Here is a 22,247-nt window from a genome sequence, read left to right as displayed (position 1 = left end):
CAGCGCAACAATCCCGGGAAGCGTCGCAAAACCAGTACGCAAGCCTCGTTCTAGCGACACATTCCGGGGAGAGTATCGCCGCGCGGAAAAGCTACTTCGTAACTTTGGGCTGGAGGCCGGCGGACTTGGCCACGGCGTTGTCTTGGCCGCAGACCTTAAGCCAGTTGGCCAGCAGACGGTAGCCGTCCTGGGTCATCACGGATTCGGGATGGAATTGCACGGCGTACATCGGCTTGCCCTTGACACGCACGCCCTGAATAATGTGGTCGCCTTGCGTCCACGCGGTAACCACCAGCGTATCCGGCACCGAATCGGGCTCGACGGCCAACGAATGGTAGCGGGTGGCGGTCATGGGGTTGGCCACGCCCTCGAAAATCTCGTCATCGATATGTTCCACCAAGCTGGTCTTGCCATGCATGATGGTGGGCGCATGGTCCACAGTGCAGCCGTACACCTCAGCGAGCGCCTGCAAGCCCAGGCACACACCAAACATCGGCACGCCGCTGGCCGCGCACAGGCGAATCATATCCTCACTGGCACCGGATTCGGCCGGAGCACCAGGGCCGGGAGAAATCAGCACGCCATCGTAACCGTCCAGTACACCCGGCGCGGCTGGGTCGATAGCGTCGTTACGCACCACATCAACAGTGGCGCCAAGGGTTTGCAGATAGCCTACGATCGTGTAGACGAAGGAATCGTAGTTATCCACCACCAAAATATGCGCGGAATCGGTCATAGGGCTCTCCTTGAGGGACGTGTACTGCAAGCCATAGTACTAGGATGCCGTCAGCTCGCTGCCACGAAGTTCGACATCTGCTGTAGGAATGGGATATTGGCGGCGGCCCAAGGGAATCCCCACTGGAACAGCGCCGCGGCGGCTGCGAACAGCAGCAGAGCCAGCAGCAACCATCGAATCGGTGCCACGCCGGGCTGCAGACGCAACAGTCCGCCATAGATGCTGGCATCCGGACGGCGACGCTCACCCGCGCGAATCTCGCGCAGCACCGGCCAGCGCCATGCCACCGCAGCGGCAATGAACAGAACCAGCCACACTACCAGCGCGCCGAATACCACCTTGTCCAGCGAGCCAATGCGGGAAGCGATCGAGGGGGTTTCGGTGGTGGAGAACATCACTGCACCGGACGAATCAGTAGTAGCCAGCTCTTTGGGCACACCGTCGGACACTTTGGCCCAGTACGCCAACTCACCATAGCTGATCCATCGATGGGTGGGGGTGGAGTATTTCGGCTCACAGGTGGTCAGTGTGATCATGCGTTTGGTGGGATTGGCAGTGGAGTCTTCCGGATTGGGGGCGATCACATGCACGTCCGTGGGCAGCACAATCTCGTACCGGGTGTAGTGGTAGACGTACCAGTAATCCTTGGTACGAACGATGATGGGATCGCCTTCCTGCAACTTGTCCACATCGCCCAACGGCTGCCCGTAGCCGTTGCGGTGGCCGGCGACGGCGAAGTTGCCGACCTGCCCCGGCATCTGGGTGGTGTCGTAATGGCCCAGACCGTGGCGATTGAGCTGCTCGAGCGTGGTGCCTTCCACGATGTTGCGGTGCCATTGGGAGCCGAAGCGCGGAATGTAGATCTGCGCAATCAAGTCGCCATATTTCGCGTCTTTCGGCTGTACCGGCGCATCGCCCTCCTGGGCTTTGGCGATGGTGACCGTTCCCCCGTTGTTGCTGGGGTCGCTCCAGTCGACGGACTGGGTGGTTTCGTTCTGGGCTCGCTCCGCCTCGACACCGGTCCACCACATCTGCCAGACGATGTACAGGGCGCAAATCACGGCAGCGGTAATCAGCAGTTCGGCGCAGATGCCGAGTGCCTGCCAGACCGGGCTCCGCTGGGGCGAAGACGCGCCGCGTACTGCGGCACGACGGGACCTTGCCCTACTGGCGTTGGCCGGGTCTGCCGCCATTCGTGCGGCATCGTCCTCGGGGAAGGGCTGTACGTCCGACACGGACGCGAGATCAATGGGCGCCGGTACGCCGCTGTTGTGCCTGCCGTGTCTCATTGCTGAGTCTGCTCCTCATCTGTGGTCTTTGACGTATCGACCGTGGCATATTTCAACTGCTGCAGCAAGGCGGCGGTAGCGGGGAACTGAAGGTCCTCGGCATTCTCCACCTTGTAGCCAATGCCAAACGCGGTCACATATTGCTTAAGAATGGTAATGGCTTCGGAGTCGTTCAACGCTGCGCGAAGTCTTTGCGGGTCACCAATCGCGGAAATGGTGAACGGCGGCGAGTATTTCTTACCGTGCAACGACAGCACGTTGCCGGAACAGATGACCGCCGAATTGAACAGCACCCGCTGATCCATAATCATCAGCGCATCGGCACCGCCGGCCCACAAGGCATTCACCACCGATTCGACGTCCTGCTGGTGGATCACGTAATCGTTGATATTGGCGGTCGTGCCGTTGTTGTTGACTGCGTTCTCCCACAACGGAGAATCATCCAGCGTTACCGTTACGCCGCTGCCGCTGAGCGCGGGCAGCATCAGGCTGGAATCCACATTGCTGGAGTCCTTGCCTTGGTTCTGTGTGCTGTCGGTGCCATCGGTGCCATCGGCCTTGAGCGCGTCCGTAAGATTGGCGACCTGTTCGGTCAGATCGCTGACGTCCTGCTGCAGCTGGTTGACCTCGTCCACGCCTTGCTCCACCAGATCAGCCGTATCGTTGGTGACGGCAACCGTACGATTGACCCTCACGTTGGTGCTCAGCAGAAAACCGGTCAAGGCAATGACGACGAATACCGCGACACCACCCCATAGGGAGTGCCGTGCACCGTGCTTACCTACATGTCTGGCCATGAATTTCCTGTCTTCTTGCCGACTCTGGTCGCCGCTTTCGAGTGTAGCCACTATTATGACTTTTAGCCTATTGAATGGAGACTATGCTGATGGCTGACGAAGAGCTGCACGAAACCGACTCGAACAACCAGAAGGACTGGCAGAGCGAGACCTCATCCAGCACCGTTGCTGACGAGACCGCCAGCAAAGACACCGAGCAGAACGCAGAGAACGCTTCTGCCGAGGAAGGCGCGGCTTACGGCGTGAATATGGAGCAGGTGCAGGCCGTGCTCAACGCCACTGCCGATAAGGCCACGCTGACCCCGCAGATGCAGCGTATGATGAACCGCCAGGCGGAGAACACCAAGCGCGTTGAAGAAACCATTAAGGGCACCAAGTCGAACCCGCGTTGGTTCGTGCCGCTGTTCTGCGCGCTTATGATCATCGGCCTGATTTGGTGCGTGGTGTACTACCTCTCCCCGTCCGGCTCCTGGCCGATTCCAAACATCGGTGCGTGGAACCTCGGCATCGGTTTCGCCCTGATCATGATCGGATTCCTGATGACGATGGGATGGCGCTGAGTTCCGGCTCGTTGCGCTTATCTATCGGTAGATCGTTTTTCTATCGTTAGGTTGTTCTTAGTTCTTATGAGAAAGGCCGACCTCCCGTATGCGGAGGTCGGCCTTTTTCGTGCCTTAGCCTGTTCATCCACAGCTATCCACCACTTATCCACGACTTATCCACTACGTTATCCACAGCCTGTGGATGAATTACACCCATGTAGTTTTCCACCGAATGTGGAAAACCATGTGGATAAGTGGTGGATAAGCGGCGTTTCTCGGTGTATATCTCGTGCATAACTTTGGCTTGGCATACATCGCCACAGCGAGGGAACAGTTATACACCCGAGTTATCCACTGCAACAAACCCAATAATACCGCGGCATTCCTAACTTATCCACATAAGTTATCCACAGTCTTATGCACTTTTCTACACACTTGTGCACAAGTCACCATTGTGGATAACTCATTATCGTGGATAACTCGTCATTGCGCGCATCTCATTACTGTGGATATCTTCATACGGCACACACCCACTCGCCGAACGACGATATCCACATCGCTAATATCCACATCGTCGCTTTCCGCACATACATTGATGCCGGGCACTGCATGTTCCGCAATACCCGGCATCAATCGTTTTTTTTTACAGCCATATCAAGCCATATCAGTGCAGGGAGCCGAAACTCATCCACCCGTAAGGATTGGCCATATTGCACAACAGAATCAACGCAATGACCAGCACCACCATGGCCCAGCCGTACACCTGCATGCGCCATTTCAGGCTTTTACCGCGCCACGCCGGCACACCACCCACCAGCAGCCATGTGAGTATTCCACCCACTACAAAGCCGCCGACATGCGCCTGCCACGCCACGCCACCGACCACGAACGGCAAGGCGAAGTTCACCGCCATCCAGATCAACATGGAGCGGATATCGGCGCCGATACGGCGATATACCACCAGCAATGATGCAAACAGGCCAAATAAGGCTCCAGAAGCCCCATAGGCTGCCATCTGCCAGCCGATGCCTCCCGGAGCCACCGCAGCCCACACCATAAGTCCCAAGGAGCCGCCAAGGCCGGAAATCACATACAGTCCCAAGAACCGCCAGTGGCCGATCATTCGTTCCAGCACTGGGCCCACGGAATACAGAGCAATCATGTTGAACAGGATATGCAATAGCGAGTTCGGCGCATGCAGGAACATCGAGGTGATGAGCGTCCACGGCTCAGCCACCAGTCTGACCGGAGCCGCCATGCCGAGGTACATCAACCAAGCCCTCAGGCCCGGGGCAATAAATCCCAACAATACCTCCAGTAGCCACACTGCCACGCACGCAACAATCAGCGCCCAGGTCATCACCGGACCACCGCGCTCCCACTGGTATCGAATCTCCCGTTGTGTAGGAATATGCATGCAGCCCACTGTATCGAAGGTCTCGGATGCGTTCCACGCGCCGCGAAGATGCCGAGCCGGCCAAGGGCAGACGGGCGCGGATGAATCGCCCACGAATGTCATTCCACCCAATCGTCACAAACAGCGGCCTAGAATAGGGAGCAGAGTCGGTCTGAATGGGCATACCGACCAGACGATCCCTAGGGAAAGGAGCCGTCATGGAGAACAAGTCTTCTAACGGTTGGAAGTTCTTCGCGCTGCTGTTCGGCGGATTGCTCGCCGCGCTTGTTGGCCTGTACATCTACAAGCAGCAGAACCCGGATTACGATCCGTGGGAGGAGCCGTGGGAGAACAGCTCCTCGCCGGTCGACCTAGGTCTGAATAAGGCCGAGGATGAGGCCGATGACGAGGCGAAAGCCGCCCCGGCCGAAGCCTGATAGGGCGGTCTTTCAACGCAAGAAGCCCCGCAACCGATGGATGTCGGTTGCGGGGCTTCTTATGCTCCGGCGGCCGTCAGGCCAGAGGAGCAGTGTGCCAGATACGCGGAGCCGTTAAGCGGGAAGCCCGGTGGGCTTCCCGTAGGCGACGCCGAGCGGCGACAGCCGCGAGGTAGAAACCAGCACGTAGCTGGCGCGCCGCTCCGGCGGCCGTCAGGCCAGAGGAGCAGTGTGCCAGATACGTTCCAAATAGTCTTCCATGGAGCGGTCGGAGCTGAAGTAGCCGGAGTTGGCCACGTTGAGCAGGGCCTTGCGGTTCCATTCGAGCTCATCAGCGTAGAGGGCCTCGATCTCGGACTGGATGTCCATGTAGGCGGAGAAGTCGGCCAAGGTCATGAACCAGTCCTTGGTCAGCCAGTCGGCCACGAGCGGGGAGTAGGCGTTGCGGTCGCCGTTGGAGAAGGTGCCGTCGGCCACCATATCGATGGCGTGCTTCAGGCGCGGGTCGGCCTCGTAGTAGGAGGCGGGATTGTAGCCCTCGGCGTACTTCTTCTCGACCTCGTCGACGGTCATGCCGAACAGGAAGAAGTTCTCGGCGCCGACGCGCTCACGGATCTCGACGTTCGCGCCATCGAGCGTACCGACGGTCATCGCGCCGTTGAGGGCGAACTTCATGTTGCCGGTACCCGAGGCCTCCTTGCCGGCCTGCGAGATCTGCTCGTCGAGGTCGGTGGCGGGAATCAGGTGCTGGGCGAGGCGCACATTGTAGTTCCACGGGAAGTACACGGCCAGCTTGCCCTTGACGTCCGGATCGTTGTTGACCACGCGGGAGACGTTGTTGATGAGCTGGATGGTCATCTTGGCCAGGTAGTAGCCCGGGGCGGCCTTGGCACCGAAGAACACGGTGCGCGGGGTGACGTCCTCGGCCTTGACCTTGCCGGACTTGATGTCGGCGTAGGTGGAGATGACGGACAGGATCTTCAGGGACTGGCGCTTGTACTCGTGCAGGCGCTTAACCATGGTGTTGAACATGGTGTTCGGGTCGAGCTCGAAGCCGTACTCGCGCTTGGCGTAGGCGGCGAAGTCGACCTTGTTGGCCTTCTTGACGGCGGCGAACTTCTTGACGAATTCATCGTCCTTGGCCAGCGGCTCGAGGCCCTTGAGCATCTCCAGGTCGGAGAGCCACTTGTCGGTGCCGAGGCCCTCGGTGATGAGGTCGGACAGGCGCGGGTTGGCGAGCTTGACGAAGCGACGCGGAGTCACGCCGTTGGTCACGTTGGTGAACTTGTCCGGGTAGACGTCGGAGAAGTTCTTGAGGGTGACGTCCTTCAGGAGCTGGGAGTGCAGCTCGGCCACGCCGTTGACGTGGGAGCCGCCGTAGGTGGCCAAGTAGGCCATGCGCACGGCGTCGCCAGTGTAGATGGCCATGTCCTTGATGGTGTTCTTGTCGACGCCCTTGGACTTGAGCTCGTCCTCGAACTGCGCGTTGATCTTCTCGATGATCTCAAGGTGACGCGGCAGCAGCTCGCCGATCAGGCTGGCCGGCCAGACCTCAAGGGCCTCCGGCAGCAGGGTGTGGCAGGTGTAGTTGAAGGTCTTGGTGGTGATGGACCACGCGGTATCCCAGTCGTAGCCGTACTCATCGATGAGGATGCGCATGAGCTCGGGGATGCCGATCACCGGGTGGGTGTCGTTGAGCTGGAAGACGATCTTGTTCGGGAAAGTCGTCAGATCCGGCTTGTCCTGGCCCGGGTAGAAGACGCGGATGGCGTCGTGCAGGGAGGCGGAGACGAAGAAGTACTGCTGCTCAAGGCGCAGTTCCTTGCCGACCTTGGTGGAGTCTTCCGGGTAGAGAATCTTGGAGATGTTCTCGGCCTTGACCTGCGGGGTCACGGCTTCCATGTACTCGGAGCGGTTGAAGGCGAGCAGATCGAACTCGTCGTAGCTCTTGGCGCTCCACAGGCGCAGGGTGTTCACGCGGCCGGACTTGTAGCCGGGGACCAGGTAGTCCACCGGCACGGCGCGCACGGACCATGCGGGCTGCCAGGTCTTGGTGCCGTCGGCGTTCTCGACGACCTTGCCGCCGAAGGAAACCTTCTGGTCGCGGTTGTAGTCGATGTGGCCCCACGGCTCTTCGTTGGCCAGCCAGTAGTCCGGGGTTTCGACCTGCTTGCCGTCCTTGTCGAACTCCTGCTTGAAGATGCCGTACTTGTACTGGATGCCGTAGCCGAAGGCCGGCACGCCCAGCGAGGCGAGGGAGTCGATGAAGCAGGCGGCCAGACGGCCGAGGCCGCCGTTGCCGAGGCCCGGCTCGTATTCGGCGTCGACGACGTCCTGGACCTTGAAGCCGAGGGCTTCCACGGCCTTGTCGAACTGCTCGGTCAGACCGGCGTTGAGCAGCGCGTTGCGCAGCTGCTTACCCATCAGGAATTCTGCGGACAGGTAGCCGACGGCCTTGGTGTTGCCGTTCACGGTGTCGGCCTGGGTCTTGAACCAGGAGTCGGCAAGGTGGTTGCGCACGGCCTTGGATGCGGCGACATACACGTCAGCAGGGGTAGCCTGCTCGGTGGTGACGTTCTGAGTGTATTTCAGTTGTTCACGAATCTCGTCGGCGAATTGTTCCGCCGTGACAGGAGACTTCGGTGCGGTGATTTCGGTCATTCTGACTTTCCTTCCGGGATAAGTGCCCGTGTTAATTATGCCGCGCGATAGGTATCGTCGCACAAACGTAAGCATGAACTCTCCGTAACGACGATGGCGGAGCGTTCTTGCATACGTTCTCATTTAGAGCGTAGCACATGCCCCGATATTCCGCATCACACCGTATGCCATCGTTTGCATTATGGAAGATCTTCCGGCTCCGGTGCCATGATGGGATACATGGCAGTAATTCTTGAAAAAGACCTGAAACGCGGGCATGACGCGCTGGTGCAATGGCGTGCCGCGGCCCGGGAGCTGGCGGACAACACACCACATCGTCTGACCGTCTCCCCTGTCTTGCCACGCCCGGTGTGGGCGATGGCCGTGCGCTACTCGCTGTTTCTGCTGGAGCGGCGCGCACCCGGCCCTGGCGTGGAGGTGCGTGTCGCGCCGTGGGGGGCGGTCAAAATCTTGGACGGCCCGGAATCGGACCCGCATAACCTGACCCCGCCGGACGTCATCGAGCTGGACCCGGAAGTCTGGCTGCGGCTGGCCTGCGGCATCACCACATGGGCAGAGGAAAAGGACGCCGGCCACATCAGCGCGGTCGGCGAGCGCGACGACCTGAGCGACCTGCTGCCGCTGTGAGGCGCGAAGCGTAAGTAAGCCACCAGCGGCGGCACCATCAGCCATAACCACAAATCCCCTTGTGCTCAACCAAGCACAAGGGGATTATTACGAGAAGACCGGCGTTCAGCTCTTCTTGGGCTTGAGCGCGGAAGGCATGGGCATCGGAATCGGCTTGCGCGGGGCCGGCTTCGGTGCGGCAGGCGCGGAGGCCGGGAACTCGCCGCTGGTCGCCTTTGCGGCGGCTTCGGCAGCCCACTTGGCGTACTCGTCGAGGTCATCCTCCTGCGTAGCGGGAGCTGCCTCGGCGGCACCGGAAGCGTGGTCATCAGCAGCGGAATCCACATCCTTGTCCGCATACTGGTCATCGATGTCGGCGAACGGGTCAGGAGAGCCCATTCCCGGCTCCTGCTCGCTCAGCTCTTTTGCCAGCTCATCGTAGTCGGTATCGGTGGTCAGGTACTTGAGCTTTCGGGCAATTTTCTGCTGTTTTGCTTTTTGACGTCCGCGGCCCATCTGACCCCCTGCGATTACTGTGCTGTTCGATTCATCAACAATAGAGAGTACCACTAATAGTGGCTTGTTCGTTGTCGGCTCACACTTTTACCATAAAAAGCGTTTATTTAGGGCATATTCAAAGGATTTTCGCATGACCGACGAGCAGCAACTGACAGCGGCAGGCAATGAGATGAGCGCGAGCTTCCTCGCGGCCAAAAAGCGTTCGGACGAAACGCTCGCCAAGCTGGAGGCCAAGCCGTCGTCCTTCACCATGTTGACCGGCGACCGCCCGACCGGCCGGCTGCACCTCGGCCACTACTTCGGCTCGATCCGTGAGCGTGTCGCCATGCAGGAGCGCGGCGTCAACACGAACATCATCATCGCCGACTACCAGGTGATCACCGACCGCGACACCACCGAGCACATCCAAGACAACGTGCTGAACCTGGTGCTCGACTACATGGCCGCCGGCATCGATCCGAACAAGACCATGATGTTCACCCACTCCGCCGTGCCGGCCGAGAACCAGCTACTGCTGCCGTTCCTGTCCTTGGTCACCGAGGCCGAGCTGCACCGCAACCCGACCGTGAAGTCCGAGATGGAGGCGTCCGGCCACGCGCTGACCGGTCTGCTGCTCACCTACCCGGTGCATCAGGCGTGCGACATCCTCTTCTGCAAGGCCAATGTCGTGCCGATCGGCAAGGACAACCTGCCGCACGTGGAAATCACGCGCACCATCGCCCGCCGTTTCAACGAGCGTTACGCCAAGAAGAACCCGGTGTTCCCGGAGCCGGCCGCCATTCTGTCTGAGGCACCGGAGATTCCGGGTCTCGACGGCCGCAAGATGAGCAAGTCGTACGGCAACTCCATCATGCTGGGCGCCACCGCCGAGGAAACCGCCAAGCTCATCAAGAAGAGCCCGACCGATTCCGAGCGCCGCATCACCTTCGACCCGGTTGCCCGCCCGCAGGTCTCCGCCCTGCTGACCACCGCCGGCCTGGTGACCGGCCGCGACCCGAAGGACATCGCCGAGGAGATCGGTGATTCCGGCGCCGGCGCGCTCAAGGCATACGTCATCGAATCAGTCAACGAGTTCCTGGCCCCGCACCGCGAGCGCCGCGCCGAGCTGGCCAAGGACATGGATTCCATTCGTGACATCCTGCACGACGGCAACAAGCGCGCCAACGCCATCGCCGAGGAGACCCTCGACCAGGTGCGCGAGGCCATGGGCATGAAGTACTGATTTTCCCGCCGCTCGTAGCAAGACGCCGTGTCAGCCCCAACTGGGCAACTGACACGGCGTTTTTGTATTGCGGCGTCTGCTGTGTCCTATCTTCACTTCGAGGGGCGGATTTCTTGTTTTTCCGTGCAACGCGGCTATCAAGACGGACCTCTGGTCACTTCATGCCGATGGCTTGCATCAATACGTACGCTCCCCGCACAGCAATGTCATTACGACGTGTTGCGGCATAGCGCGCATGGCTTCCGGAGTATCGGCGGCGTATGGGTCGGCGTCCAACAACACCATATCGGCCGGGTCGCCGGATGCAAGGCGGTCACGGCCAGTGGCGGTCGAGGCTGCCAGCGAGGTATGCACATCGAGGCACTGCTCGGGCTGGAACGGCTCGCGGTCAGAGCTTTCGGTGCCGAGCACGGCGGCGGAAATGGCCAGCCACGGGTCCAGCGGGGCCACGGGCGCATCCGAGCCCATGCGCAGCGTGGTACCGGCGTCGTGGAGGGCCCTGAACGGATAAGGGATGCCGGCCGGGTTGGCCCAGAAACGGGTGATGACGTCGCGGTCATCCATGGCGTGCTGCGGCTGGATGCTGGCCGTGAGCCCCAGCTCGGCGAAACGCGGGATATCGACGGGTTTGAGCATCTGCGCATGCTCGATCGATCCATGTGCGTGCGTGGCGGCGACTGCGTTGAGCGCAATGGTGTTCGCTTCGTCGCCAATGGCGTGGCAGGCAATGTCGAAGCCATGCTCGGTGGCTAGGCGCATATAGTCTTCGATTTGCTGCGGCGTGTAGCTCAGCGTGCCATACGTCAGCGGCTCGATGCCCGAATACGGCGTGGAGCAGTAGGCGGAGCGGGTGTTGAGCGATCCGTCCGAGATGAGCTTCATGGCGCCCACATGGCCAAGCCCGGCGCTGCCCGGCAATTCCTTGCCGGTATGCCAACCCGCGTCAATGGCGGCTCGCAACCGCTCGGGGTATACACCGGCGTCCACGCGCAAACCGTTAATGCCGGCCGCGAAACGATTGATCCATGTATCGATGTTTTCGGCCATTTCATAATCGCGGATGCCCACCACGCCCTTGCTTGCGGCGTCCTGTTCGGCCTCGCGCAGCAGACGGTCAGTCTCTTCAGCAGCGCCCGGCGCCTTGTCGAAGGCGGTGTAGGCGTTGAACCATTCGAGTTCACCGACCAGACCGGATTCGTCCACATGTACGCCAAGCCTGCGGGCCGCGGCGGAATTCACCCATCCGCAGTGCATGTCCGCGCTGGAGAGGGCCACCGGCTGTTCGCCGGTCACGGCGTCAATTGCGGCCAGTGTGGGCTGCTCGTCGTCGGCCCACAGCGAGTGACGGAATCGCATGCCCACCACGAAGGCATCTGGGTCAAGCGTGTCGGCGGCGCGGCGCTCATCCAGATGACGGCGCAACATGTCCATCGCTTCGGCGGCGGAACGGGCATTGATGAGGTCCAGTCGGCCCAGCGTCTTAGCCCATTGCGTGAAGTGCGTGTGGCAGTCCCACAGGCCGGGAATAACCCACAGGCCGTCGGCGTCGATGGTGGTTTCGTCGGCGGGTGCGGCGGCCGACGTTGGGATTGAGACGCTGCCAGAAGCAATGGCATTCGTCGCGTATTCCAACGATGTCGTATGCGCCTTAGTCTGCATCGTGCTGTCCGAAGCCGAGACCGTTCCAGCAGGGCCGACAGACGCAACAACCCCATCGCGAAGCACCACATCCACGCGGTCCTGAGACCCCGGAACACCGGCATTGACAATACGCACCAAGCTACTCATACCGGCCATCATGCCACCTTTGCATGAACGCCATGGAGATTCGTCCAAGTTGAATCGCGCCGTCGACGGCGATTCCCGCTGGCTGCCTGCAAACCCCTACGTTCCATGTAATTGCGGGATGGCCTGCAACTGCGATGAACACCCATAGTTTATCCACCGACTTATCCACATTTATCCACCGAAAAATTGGGGCGGTAGACAGGGCCGGTAGCCGGACTCTACACTGCGAGGACAAAGCGAACATCACGAAGGGGTGATCATCATGGGTAGCTCAACGGCATTGACCGAGCTGACAATGCAGAAGTACCAACGAATGCAGACGTGCGCAGATGTTCAACGACGAAGCGCATGGCGCCCACCCTATGCCCTGACAACAGCGTTGGAGCTTTTGTCAATTGAAGTACCCCGCATATCAAGCAAACACAGAGGCCTTGCAACTACAACCATTGTTGCGGTTCCACACGCCAATGACAAACGGCACATTGTGGGGGTCAAAGTGGTTGTATGGCCTTTTCCACTAGACACGGTCATAATCGAGGGACAATTCACATGCACTTCACCAGCTTGCACATGGGCCATGTTCTCCACGTATCTCGAACTTGAAGAACTCATCGTTCTCGCTGATTCCATGATGCGACGAGATCGAAGGCTCTGCAGAACAACCATCGACGCCCTTTCTCTGTATCTCGATGAGGCCGAGGCCCAGGTGCGAGCCGACAAAGAGAATGGCACCAATTCGTATTTGTTCCGCGGGTATAACAAATGCCGTCGCGCCCTACTTTTGGCGCGCGCGGGCACAGATTCCTCCATGGAAACACGAACTCGTTTGGTTCTCTTGAAATACGGTCTGAATTGCCCGCAGGTGAATTATCCAATATTCGTAGGAAACAACACCAGACCCATATATCTCGATCTTGCATACCCTGAATTCAAGATATGTATCGAATACGAAGGCTCTCATCATGCCGGGCAATGGCTGAATGACGCGAGACGCCGCCAGATGATCGAAGATGCTGGCTGGAAGTACATTCAAGTCACCAAATTAGATATTGGCGACGAAGCGGGAGAAGAGGCCCTTGCCCGAAGAGTTGCCGAAAGGATACAGGAGGTTACGGGCAAAACGGTCCAGCTCACGATGCGGCAAACTACCCAGCAAATTAGCGATGTCCGAAAGCTACGCCGTATTCCACTGTACAAACGGCTGAAATTCGAGCCTCTGCTGCCAATTATTCCGACGACGCAGGAATAATAAGCCCGGTAGAGTCAGTCCGCACCGTCCGCACCGCGCTACGGTATTCAAAACCCATTTCAAGGGGCTGATTTGGCCTCCGCCGGAGGTCTACTTCCGTTTCAAGGGGCTGATCATCCGGTAGACCACGTGTATCAATGCCCTTACGTCAACGCCATTCCGCCGTTTTGGAGCCGCGTCTACTCAGGCATCAGCCCCTTGAAACGGAAGTAGATCTCTCCAGAACGTCAAATCAGCCCCTCGAAGTCCGTTTTGGCCTCAATGGTTCCTGCCGAACCACAAAAAAGCCACTCCTCTGCCATACGAGCCGACCGCACAGCAGGCACGTGTCATTTGCCGCTGCGGACCTCGGACTCCATGGCTTCCATGGGCTCGTCGACGAGCACGGTGCCGGACGGCAGGGTGCCGGGCAGCGGATCGTCCATGTAGTGGTCGAATTCGTAGAGCATGCGCTTGTTCGGCTTGGCGGTCAGCAACGAAACCACCACGATGAACAGCAGCGAAATGATGAACGCCGGCAGCAGCTCATAGATGGCGAATACGCCGCCCAAGGGCTTGACGAGGTTGTGCCAGATCAGCACGGCCGCCGTGCCGGACAGCATGCCGGCCACGGCGCCGGCCTTGTTGGCGCGACGCCAGTATAGCGAGCACAGCATCAACGGGCCGAATGAGGCACCAAGCCCGGCCCACGCGTAAGACACCACCTGGAAGATCGACGAGTTCTGGTCGTATGCCACCAGAATGCCGAACAGGAACATGACCACCAGCGTGACCCTGGCCACAATCATGACCTGCTTGTCGGTGGCCTTGCGGTGCAGCAGCCCGCGGAAGATGTTCTCGCCCATGGCCGAAGCGCCGATGATCAGATACGAGGAGCTGGAGCTCATCGAGGCCGCGAAAATGCCGGAGACCACCACGCCGCACATGAAGCTCGGCAGCAGGGTCTGCGCCAGCACGATGAAGATGGTTTCCGCATCGGTGGAGGTCAGCAGTTCGGTGGGCATCATCGCACGCCCCACCAAGCCGATGCACACTGCGCAACCCAGCGAAATCACGCACCAGGAGGTGGCGATGATTCGGGACTTGCGCACTTCTTCCACGCTGCGGATGGACAGGAAGCGCACCAGCACCTGCGGCATACCGAAGTAACCCAGGCCCCACGCCAGCATGGAGATGATGGTGATGATGCCGTAGTCGGAGGGCGCGCCGAACACGGCCTTGCCCGCCTCGACGAGCTGCTGGCCGGTGGCCGGGTCCAGCTTGGGCGCGGCCACCTGCGTGCCGGACAGGTAGCCGGGGATGGCACGCAGGAATTCCACGGTGTTGTCGACACCGCCCGCGCTGGCCACGGTGCCGATGAACACCACCGCGAGCGCGAAGAACATGAGCATGCCTTGAATGAAGTCGGTCATCACCACCGACAAGTAGCCGCCCACCACGGTGTAGACGAACACGACCACCGCGCCGATGATCATCATGACGTGGTAGTCGAAACCGAACAACGTGGCGAACAGCTTGCCCACGGTCACGAAGCAGCTGCCCACGTACACGCTGAAGAACACCAGGATGATCACGGCCGCGATGGTGGAGATCACGCCCTTCTTGTCATGGAAACGCTTGGCGAAGAAGTCAGGAATGGTGATGGCATCGTCGGTCACTACCGAGTAGCGGCGCAGTCGCCGGGCCACAAGCTTCCAGTTGAGATAGGTGCCGAGCGCCAGTCCGACGGCGGTCCACATCGGGTCGGCCGCACCAGTGAAGTAGGCCAGGCCCGGCAGGCCCATCAGCAGCCAGCCGCTCATGTCGGAGGCTTCGGCGCTCAGGGCCGTGAGCCACGGCCCCACGCCGCGCCCGCCCGCAAAGTATTCCTTGGAGGAGGAGTTGGAGCGTTTGGAGTAGATGAATCCGATGGACAGCATGGCCGCAAAATAGATGACCATGGCCAGCAGAATCCAGAAATCGTTGGCCAACTGCGCCCCTCCTCAATCATGACGCCAAGCGGCTACCGCCATGGCAGAACTATGTGCTGATATGCGATTGACGCCGGAGCGGCGTCATACAGACCGTCACAGCCGTGAATACGGCCGCAACGCACTTCGCCTGATGGTAGTGGATACAAGGGCTCAAGCACCTTCCACCGTTTCCATACTGAGACGCTGTTTTATCCGAGCTCCCCACCTGAGGGGAGCCAAGATGACGGTCAGATGTCGTAGCGCCAGGACTTGTCGGTCACCACGCGGGCCATCGCCAAACCGATCGGCAGACAGATAATCACCATGAACGCACGGAACGCCCAGTCCAGCGCATTCATGGTCTGGAAGCTGCCGAGGTACCACATGGCACGGTACATATACAGACCGGGCACCATGATCACGATCGACGGCACGGTCAGGCAGATGCGCGGGTAGCCGAGGTGCGGCGGTAGCCAGCCACGTCGCACGGATGAACGCCACGCCGATGCCAGAATGCCCGCCAGGAACGCGCCGATGAAGGTAGCCATCTCGGGTGCCACGTTGAAGTCCTGCAATTCCAAGCGCAGCGTGTCCGTGATCGCACCGATCAGGGCGGCGGCCAGGCACATGCGCTGCGGCGAATTGAACAGCACGGAGAAGCCCCACACGCCGACGAACGCCGCCACGAACCGCAGCAATCCGTTGACCCACGGGTCAAGCCCCAGCGGTTCAAAGCCTTCCGGGTGCAGGTGCACCATCACGGCCACGGCCCAGCCTGCCAGCGTGGCCATCAGGATGATGCACAGCACGTACGCCACGCGCTGGATGCCCGAGGGGAAGTCGATTTTCGCCATGTCGAGTCCGCCGGTGATGAGCGGGAAACCGGGGATCACGAACAGCATGGCGCCAATGTAGGCCGTATCGTGCGAGAGCGCGACTGGGTCGAAAATGCCGATGAGTCGCAGGGTGCCGGTGCAGGCGAGCGCCGCCGCGGCCACGCACACAAAGGTGACGAAGAACTGGTTCAGATGGTATGCAAACAGCCGGCGACGCATCCACTGGCCAAGGCCCGCGCCCACGAACGCACCGATCATGTCGTATGGGCCGCCGCCGAGCAGGAACACGAAGGCCGCGCAGGCCAGGGCGGAGGCCAGACCGGAGAACCACGGCTTGTACAGCGGCTTGCGGCGCTCAATCAGATCGAGTCGCTCGTGCGCCTGCCGCACGGTGATACCGCCCTTGGCCTTCTCTTCGTCGGAGCGCTCGTTGAAGTGTTCGGCGTATTCCTTGGGCACGCGATTCTTGCGCTTCGTACTGCTTGCAGCAGGGCTTTCGGCGGTTGCGCCGTTCGCCGCCGCGCCCTCAGCGCCCGCCTCGGCATTCGCCGCGTTCGCCGATTCAACCGACTCATTGGAGTCACCGGTAAACACTTCGGCATCGTCGTAGGCCTTCTCTTCGGCCGCTTTGTCTTCGACCGGAGTGACTTCCGCGCTGTCCGCCAAAAGTCGGTGGGCTTCTTCATTGTCATCATCCAAGGACTTGGCCACGGAGGTCACGAGTACCTTGGTTTTCGACGCAAGATCCAGCGCCTCGTCCACGCTGCCGTTGGCCGCCTCAGCCTCGGCCTTGGCACGTTCGCGCAGGCGCTTGGCCAGATCGGCAGAATACTGCGAAGCGTCACGTTCGTCCAAATGCTTGACCACGCCATCGGACAGTTGCGAATCGACGTGATACATCGACCCCTTGCCGAGATTCACGGAGAACCAGTCGGCGAAATGTTCCAGCAGCCAGATACGTTCGGTGTTCACGCCGGTGGTCGGCAAATCCACGACTTCGGTGATGCGGTTACGACCATCCGTGCAGGTGGCCTCGATATCCGTCAGGTTCACGTCGGCGCGTACGTGCACGCCCAGCGGGTAGGCGATGCGGTGCATCATCTCACGCACGCGGAAGGAGCCGGTGCCGGCTCCCAGGTCCAGCATGCCGACCCGTACAATCACGCTGGCTTTGGCGGCGATACCGGCGTCCACCACCGGTTTTTCCCAATCGCGTGCAATATCTTCCATGTCCAGCGGAATGGAGTGGGTGTGGAATTTACGTACAGCCGTTGCGCCTTTCGCTTCGGGCGCACTTTTTTTCTTCTGTTCGCTCACATCCTTCATTACTACTCCCTGCCTTCCCCGCCAGCAATCGTAAGGCGCTCAAATCTTCCGCGAATCGGACAGTGTCTCATATGCTGTCCGATATTCGGTCTCTATAGGTGGACAACTTGGCGCACTATATGGACTTCGTAACGTAAAAAGCGATTTCGCGGGGATACACTATTGCCCACACAACAACCACGTTGAATATGGGCTGTGGGCTCGCAACGACTGGTCTCAACAACTGCGGAGGAGCCGCAGACGACCAGTAGACCGAGCAACCTGTTATTCGGCAAAGGAGGTTATATGGCAACACCTGAAGAACAGATCACTCCCGCTGACGCCGCCATCGTCACTACCGGGACCGGCCGAAAGGGCCCGGAGGAGCATGATCTTCCCGAAAGCCTGAAGTACGACATGGATCTGTGTCTTGAGATCCTGCGTAACGTACTGGGCGAATACAACCCCGAACTGCTGTCTACGTTCGACACCGTGCGTCATTACGCGGTGGAGGCCAGCGCCGAGCATTTCGCCGAGCTGAAGGATCCGAACCCCGACCAGGATGGCCTGAAGGAGGCCGTGAACGTCATCGACAACATGACGTTGCACGACGCCCAGCTGCTGGCCCGCGCGTTCGCCACGTATTTCCATCTGGCAAACCTGTCCGAGGAGAACTACCGTGTTTCCGTGCTCCACGAGCGCGAGAACAACGTGTCCGTTGACCAGGCGGTCGACCCGATCAACGAGCTCACCGTCGCCTACCACCAGCTCATCAATGAGACTGGCCCGGCCAAGGCCAAGGAACTGCTCAACCAGCTCGAATTCCACCCCGTCTTCACGGCGCACCCCACTGAGGCCCGTCGTAAGGCCGTGGAAGGCAAGATCCGCCGCGTTTCCGAATTGCTTGAGGAGTACAAGCGCCTCGGCGGCTCGGATAAGAAGGAATGCCTGCGCCGTCTCTACAACGAGATCGACGCCCTGTTCCGCACCTCTCCGATCGCGCTGAAGAAGCCGACCCCGGTTGAGGAAGCGGACACGATTCTCGACATCTTCGACAACACGCTGTTCAACACCATCCCCAAGGTTTACCGTCGCTTCGACGACTGGGTCCTGGGCGATAAGGCCGGTCTCGTCGAGCCCGCTTGCCCCGCGTTCTTCCACCCGGGCAGCTGGATCGGCTCCGACCGCGACGGTAACCCGAACGTCACCGCCAAGGTGAGCCGCGCCGTGGCCCGCAAGTTCTCCGATCACGTGATCGCCGCCCTTGAGGAAGCCACCCGCACCGTGGGCCGCAACCTCACGATGGAAGCCGAGACCACGCCGCCGAGCGCCGAGCTCAAGAGCCTCTGGAGCCACCAGAAGGAAATGAGCGAGCGTCTGACCGACAAGGCCGCCCTGATCTCCACCAAGGAGATGCACCGCGCGGTCATGCTGGTGATGGCCGACCGTCTGCACTACACCATCGAGCGCGACGCCGACCTCATGTACCACTCCTGCGACGACTTCCTCGCCGACCTCAAGGTGGTCCAGCGTTCGCTGGCCGCCGCCGGTGCCAAGCGTTCCGCTTACGGCCCGCTGCAGGATCTGATCTGGCAGACCGAGACCTTCGGCTTCCACATGGTGGAGATGGAGTTCCGTCAGCACTCCGTGGTGCACGCCCGCGCCCTTGCGGATATCCGCGAGCACGGCCTGCACGGCGAGCGCGGCGAACTGCAGCCGATGACGCACGAGGTGCTCGACACCTTCCGCGCCCTCGGTGCCATCCAGAAGCGCAACGGCCTCAAGGCCGCCCGCCGCTACATCATCTCCTTCACCAAGAGTGCCCAGAACATCAAGGATGTCTACGAGCTCAACCGCTTGGCCTTCTCTCACCCGGAGGACGTGCCCACCATCGACGTGATCCCGCTGTTCGAGCAGCTTGAGGATCTGCAGAACTCGGTGGATGTGCTCGAGGAAATGATCAAGATCCCCGAGGTCCAGGCTCGTCTGAAGGCCACCGGCAACAAGCTCGAGGTCATGCTCGGCTACTCCGACTCCTCGAAGGACGCCGGCCCGACCTCCGCCACGCTGGCCCTGCACTCCGCTCAGGAGCGCATCGCCAAATGGGCTGAGTCGCACGACATCGATCTGACCCTGTTCCATGGCCGTGGCGGCGCCGTAGGTCGTGGCGGCGGCCCCGCCAACCGTGCGGTGCTCGCCCAGCCGGTCGGTTCCGTCAAGTGCCGCTTCAAGCTCACCGAGCAGGGCGAGGTCATCTTCGCCCGTTACGGCAACCCGGTGCTGGCCATCCGCCACGTCGAGTCCGTGGCTGCGGCGACCTTGCTGCAGTCCGCGCCGAGCGTGGAGAAGCGCAACACCGAGATGACCGAGAAGTATGCCGACATGGCCGCTCAGCTCGACGAGGCCGCGCACAACCGCTTCCTCGACCTGTTGAACACCGACGGCTTTGCCCCGTGGTTCTCGATCGTTACGCCGCTGACCGAAATCGGCCTGCTGCCGATCGGCTCCCGCCCGGCCAAGCGTGGCCTCGGCGCCAAGTCGCTCGACGACCTGCGCACGATTCCGTGGATCTTCTCCTGGGCCCAGGCCCGCATCAACCTGGCCGCCTGGTACGGTCTCGGCACCGCATGCGAGAAGTTCGGCGATCTGGAGACCATGCGTCAGGCTTACGAGGAATGGCCGCTGTTCTCCACCTTCATCGACAACATCGAGATGTCCATCGCCAAGACGGATGAGCGCATCGCCAGGATGTACCTTGCCCTCGGCGACCGCGAGGACCTCAATGAGAAGGTGCTCAACGAGATGGAGCTCACCCGCAAGTGGGTTCTGGCCATCGTGGGCGACAAGTGGCCGCTGCAGCACCGCCACGTGCTCGGCCAGGCCATCCGCATCCGCTCCCCGTACGTGGACGCGCTGTCCGTCACCCAGGTGCTCGCCCTCAGGTCGCTGCGCAAGAAGGTGGACAAGGAAGAGCTCTCGCAAAGCCAACAGGCAGGATTCATCTACCTCATCCTGTGCACCGTCTCCGGCGTCGCCGCGGGCCTGCAGAACACGGGCTGATTCCCGGCCGACCGATCGGGAAAAGCGAGCGGGGAGGTTCCGTGCCGATAAACGGCGCGGGCCTCCCCGCTCGCGTCATACGGCCCTAGACTGGCCGGCGACGGCGCACGCCGGGCGGGCGCGCAGAGAACGGACGCGCGGAACGGGCACCTCGACAGATCGGAGGGGACATGGACAAGCCAGCGGACGGGCGCGGGAGCACCGGGCCAACGGACGGCATCAAGGCGGAGGGCGATGCCGGAAACGAACGCCACATTTGCAAAGCGAATCCGGCTACAACCGATGGCATTGGGAAGAAACATGGCCTGGAAGATACGTCAGAAAATTTTTCCGGCGAGAAATGTGCTTTGGCACCGAAAGCAGCTACCAAATTCCTTAAGGCGAGTAGATGCTATGTGGCTTGGGGCAAGGCCAGACGCGTGCTGTGGTGGCTGGGATTACTGCTGCTTTCACCAGCACTTATTTTGTGGGCGGAATGGGGCGCCAATGGCGATGATGATACTATAATCTGCAGAGTCTTAACGTTCTCTTCCTCTTCGTGCATGAATTTAACTACGGCAACTGAGTATGTACGTAGACTTACCTTAGTATTGATTATGGGGGTAGTCTGCTGGATTGCGGCGCTTGTCATCTTTGGCGTGCGTTCATATATGCGATCTGTATATCCGGAACTTCGTGATCATTCCTCTTCCGCCTCGCATGTCCTTGTGGGAATCATATCGTTTCTCGTGCTGGTCATGGTCTTTCCCGTTCTTGTGATAACGCTACTTTCCGCTCTAATGACTCTATGACGTTTTACCAGAGGCGCATTGCGTGGAATGGCTGAATCATTCCACGCAATGCGATCACAATCATGATTGATTAACGGTTCGGATTTTCAAGAGATTCAGCATAGGATAATGCCAATATACCAGCCTCCGCTTGACTCGGGAGTCGGTCTGCATGTGACGCAATGAGCAGTGCTTTTTTACTTCCGGATACGTTATCGAATATTCCAAGATCGATTCCATCAACGAGCTTTCGAAATGCGATGACCAGGTTGTCCGCACTTCCCTTGAACCGGGACTGATAGAACCGTTTAATTCGATTCGTCTCGCTTTGCGCGAACATGTCCCGCATAGCGGTGGACAAAGACCTTTCGGAGGAATTGCTCTGCATGGACTGCGCCAGCAACCATGCATCACAGTCCGCGAGAACATCGCTGTAACTGAATCCCATACGGGCGTCTTGCTCGCCGAGATGAGTGTGCAGCCATGACGCCAGGTCCTCTTTCGGGGTATTCGCCAGGTAGCTTCCCCAGATCTGCAGCAAATCCAGAGCCCATCCGCCCAGATCACCGAGACCATAGTCCATTGGATCGTTCGTAACGCCCCATGTCAAGTATCCCAAGGATGTGGCAGCCATATGGGCGATGTCCCGATTGGGCAGCGTGCCTTTGATGACAGGCTGTGCATCACATGCGACACCGCATGCCTGACGCGACAAGGCCAATTCGCTGGGAGTAACCGGCTCCGGTGTGTACGCATGCCATAGTGCCTGCGTGCCGGAACTACCTTCCGACCAGTACGTAGGTTTGCGGAGCCATTGCAGGATGAGTTGACCGATGCTGTCCTCATAAACCGCCACCTGGGTACCCAGAGCGGCAGGGGCTTTGTGACACTCCTGCTCGGGTGTCGCCGCCGGCCTGCGGAACACGGGCTGATCCGCGGCTGTCCGACCGCTTGATGAACGGGGAGGTTCCGTGCCGATTGACGGCGCGGGCCTCCCCGTTCGCGTCGCACGGCCCTAGACTGGCCGGCGACGGCGCGCACGGAACGGGCGCGCGGGCCGAGCGACAGACTCGGATGATCGG

Annotated in this window: 16 protein-coding genes and 1 pseudogene; 7 read left to right on the top strand and 10 right to left on the bottom strand. The window is 60.3% G+C overall.

Features of this window, described 5'->3' with window-relative positions; all coding sequences use genetic code 11:
- Window positions 1–91: 91 nt before the first annotated feature.
- From AB5287_RS06125 to AB5287_RS06115, 3 genes are read right to left on the bottom strand one after another with little or no spacing between them, the layout of a single operon-like run.
- The gene (locus tag AB5287_RS06125; RefSeq protein ID WP_007055904.1) at window positions 92–736 is read right to left on the bottom strand and encodes an aminodeoxychorismate/anthranilate synthase component II; all 645 of its coding nucleotides are present in this window, start codon (window positions 734–736) and stop codon (window positions 92–94) included.
- 50 nt (window positions 737–786) lie between these two features.
- Window positions 787–2,025 carry a class E sortase gene (locus AB5287_RS06120; protein WP_012472056.1) on the bottom strand — a complete coding sequence of 413 codons (1,239 nt, stop codon included), beginning with the start codon at window positions 2,023–2,025 and terminating at the stop codon, window positions 787–789.
- Entirely contained in the window at window positions 2,022–2,822 is an 801-nt protein-coding gene (locus AB5287_RS06115) for a DUF881 domain-containing protein (RefSeq protein ID WP_007056838.1), read from the bottom strand. The genes AB5287_RS06120 and AB5287_RS06115 overlap by 4 nt, the downstream gene beginning before the upstream one ends.
- A gap of 83 nt (window positions 2,823–2,905) precedes the next feature.
- Here AB5287_RS06115 and crgA point away from each other — a divergent pair, with 83 nt between their 5' ends.
- Window positions 2,906–3,382: a cell division protein CrgA gene (gene crgA / locus AB5287_RS06110; protein WP_032742150.1), complete on the top strand. Its 477-nt coding sequence runs from the start codon at window positions 2,906–2,908 to the stop codon at window positions 3,380–3,382.
- A gap of 646 nt (window positions 3,383–4,028) precedes the next feature.
- On the opposite strand, the gene AB5287_RS06105 is transcribed toward crgA, so the two are convergent.
- A complete protein-coding gene (locus AB5287_RS06105; RefSeq protein WP_007051719.1) occupies window positions 4,029–4,781 on the bottom strand; it encodes a rhomboid family intramembrane serine protease in 753 nt (250 codons plus the stop codon).
- Window positions 4,782–4,978: 197 nt separating this feature from the next.
- Here AB5287_RS06105 and AB5287_RS06100 point away from each other — a divergent pair, with 197 nt between their 5' ends.
- Window positions 4,979–5,197 (top strand): hypothetical protein, encoded by a 219-nt coding sequence (locus AB5287_RS06100; protein WP_007054546.1) that lies wholly within the window; start codon window positions 4,979–4,981, stop codon window positions 5,195–5,197.
- 213 nt (window positions 5,198–5,410) lie between these two features.
- Here AB5287_RS06100 and AB5287_RS06095 read toward each other — a convergent pair whose 3' ends face one another.
- On the bottom strand, window positions 5,411–7,858 hold the full coding sequence (locus AB5287_RS06095) for a glycogen/starch/alpha-glucan phosphorylase (protein ID WP_007051721.1): 2,448 nt from the start codon (window positions 7,856–7,858) through the stop codon (window positions 5,411–5,413).
- Window positions 7,859–8,077: 219 nt separating this feature from the next.
- Between AB5287_RS06095 and AB5287_RS06090 the strand changes: the two genes are divergently transcribed.
- Window positions 8,078–8,485, top strand: coding sequence for a sterol carrier family protein (locus AB5287_RS06090; RefSeq protein WP_022527180.1), 408 nt, complete (start codon window positions 8,078–8,080; stop codon window positions 8,483–8,485).
- A gap of 105 nt (window positions 8,486–8,590) precedes the next feature.
- Here AB5287_RS06090 and AB5287_RS06085 read toward each other — a convergent pair whose 3' ends face one another.
- Window positions 8,591–8,980, bottom strand: a complete 390-nt coding sequence (locus AB5287_RS06085; protein WP_007054547.1) for a DUF3073 domain-containing protein — start codon at window positions 8,978–8,980, stop codon at window positions 8,591–8,593.
- A 133-nt stretch (window positions 8,981–9,113) separates the two neighbouring features.
- Between AB5287_RS06085 and trpS the strand changes: the two genes are divergently transcribed.
- Window positions 9,114–10,205 (top strand): tryptophan--tRNA ligase, encoded by a 1,092-nt coding sequence (gene trpS, locus AB5287_RS06080; protein ID WP_003827911.1) that lies wholly within the window; start codon window positions 9,114–9,116, stop codon window positions 10,203–10,205.
- Window positions 10,206–10,382: 177 nt separating this feature from the next.
- Here the strand turns inward: trpS and AB5287_RS06075 are convergent, their stop codons facing one another.
- Complete coding sequence (locus AB5287_RS06075; RefSeq protein ID WP_049135237.1) at window positions 10,383–12,002, bottom strand: amidohydrolase; 1,620 nt, start codon at window positions 12,000–12,002, stop codon at window positions 10,383–10,385.
- Window positions 12,003–12,255: 253 nt separating this feature from the next.
- On the opposite strand from AB5287_RS06075, the gene AB5287_RS06070 reads away from it, so the two are divergent.
- On the top strand, window positions 12,256–13,242 hold the full coding sequence (locus AB5287_RS06070; protein ID WP_007058012.1) for a hypothetical protein: 987 nt from the start codon (window positions 12,256–12,258) through the stop codon (window positions 13,240–13,242).
- Window positions 13,243–13,571: 329 nt separating this feature from the next.
- Here the strand turns inward: AB5287_RS06070 and AB5287_RS06065 are convergent, their stop codons facing one another.
- Entirely contained in the window at window positions 13,572–15,212 is a 1,641-nt protein-coding gene (locus tag AB5287_RS06065; RefSeq protein ID WP_007054550.1) for a sodium/proline symporter, read from the bottom strand.
- Window positions 15,213–15,442: 230 nt separating this feature from the next.
- Window positions 15,443–17,356: a threonine/serine exporter ThrE family protein gene (locus AB5287_RS06060; RefSeq protein WP_198049982.1), complete on the bottom strand. Its 1,914-nt coding sequence runs from the start codon at window positions 17,354–17,356 to the stop codon at window positions 15,443–15,445.
- A 285-nt stretch (window positions 17,357–17,641) separates the two neighbouring features.
- On the opposite strand from AB5287_RS06060, the gene AB5287_RS06055 reads away from it, so the two are divergent.
- Together AB5287_RS06055 and AB5287_RS06050 are read left to right on the top strand one after the other, a co-directional pair.
- Window positions 17,642–20,395, top strand: coding sequence for a phosphoenolpyruvate carboxylase (locus AB5287_RS06055; protein ID WP_013410488.1), 2,754 nt, complete (start codon window positions 17,642–17,644; stop codon window positions 20,393–20,395).
- A 90-nt stretch (window positions 20,396–20,485) separates the two neighbouring features.
- Window positions 20,486–21,186: pseudogene (locus AB5287_RS06050) on the top strand (hypothetical protein).
- A gap of 70 nt (window positions 21,187–21,256) precedes the next feature.
- Here AB5287_RS06050 and AB5287_RS06045 read toward each other — a convergent pair.
- Window positions 21,257–22,021 carry a hypothetical protein gene (locus tag AB5287_RS06045; RefSeq protein ID WP_179105944.1) on the bottom strand — a complete coding sequence of 255 codons (765 nt, stop codon included), beginning with the start codon at window positions 22,019–22,021 and terminating at the stop codon, window positions 21,257–21,259.
- Between the last annotated feature and the right edge of the window lie 226 nt (window positions 22,022–22,247).

Origin of the sequence: Bifidobacterium sp. RTP21102st3_E2_RTP21102_210122, from assembly GCF_040916945.1 — a bacterium.
Lineage (GTDB): Bacteria > Actinomycetota > Actinomycetes > Actinomycetales > Bifidobacteriaceae > Bifidobacterium > Bifidobacterium longum.
Note: the sequence above shows the minus strand (reverse complement) of the source record. Positions and strands in the feature narration are given on the sequence as shown.

Bases quoted from the DNA above. Each gene is read 5' to 3' on its own strand.
- AB5287_RS06125 (WP_007055904.1), bottom strand. From the start codon at position 736: ATGACCGATTCCGCGCATATTTTGGTGGTGGATAACTACGATTCCTTC.
- AB5287_RS06120 (WP_012472056.1), bottom strand. From the start codon at position 2,025: ATGAGACACGGCAGGCACAACAGCGGCGTACCGGCGCCCATTGATCTC.
- AB5287_RS06115 (WP_007056838.1), bottom strand. From the start codon at position 2,822: ATGGCCAGACATGTAGGTAAGCACGGTGCACGGCACTCCCTATGGGGT.
- crgA (WP_032742150.1), top strand. From the start codon at position 2,906: ATGCTGATGGCTGACGAAGAGCTGCACGAAACCGACTCGAACAACCAG.
- AB5287_RS06105 (WP_007051719.1), bottom strand. From the start codon at position 4,781: ATGCATATTCCTACACAACGGGAGATTCGATACCAGTGGGAGCGCGGT.
- AB5287_RS06100 (WP_007054546.1), top strand. From the start codon at position 4,979: ATGGAGAACAAGTCTTCTAACGGTTGGAAGTTCTTCGCGCTGCTGTTC.
- AB5287_RS06095 (WP_007051721.1), bottom strand. From the start codon at position 7,858: ATGACCGAAATCACCGCACCGAAGTCTCCTGTCACGGCGGAACAATTC.
- AB5287_RS06090 (WP_022527180.1), top strand. From the start codon at position 8,078: ATGGCAGTAATTCTTGAAAAAGACCTGAAACGCGGGCATGACGCGCTG.
- AB5287_RS06085 (WP_007054547.1), bottom strand. From the start codon at position 8,980: ATGGGCCGCGGACGTCAAAAAGCAAAACAGCAGAAAATTGCCCGAAAG.
- trpS (WP_003827911.1), top strand. From the start codon at position 9,114: ATGACCGACGAGCAGCAACTGACAGCGGCAGGCAATGAGATGAGCGCG.
- AB5287_RS06075 (WP_049135237.1), bottom strand. From the start codon at position 12,002: ATGGCCGGTATGAGTAGCTTGGTGCGTATTGTCAATGCCGGTGTTCCG.
- AB5287_RS06070 (WP_007058012.1), top strand. From the start codon at position 12,256: ATGGGTAGCTCAACGGCATTGACCGAGCTGACAATGCAGAAGTACCAA.
- AB5287_RS06060 (WP_198049982.1), bottom strand. From the start codon at position 17,356: ATGAAGGATGTGAGCGAACAGAAGAAAAAAAGTGCGCCCGAAGCGAAA.
- AB5287_RS06055 (WP_013410488.1), top strand. From the start codon at position 17,642: ATGGCAACACCTGAAGAACAGATCACTCCCGCTGACGCCGCCATCGTC.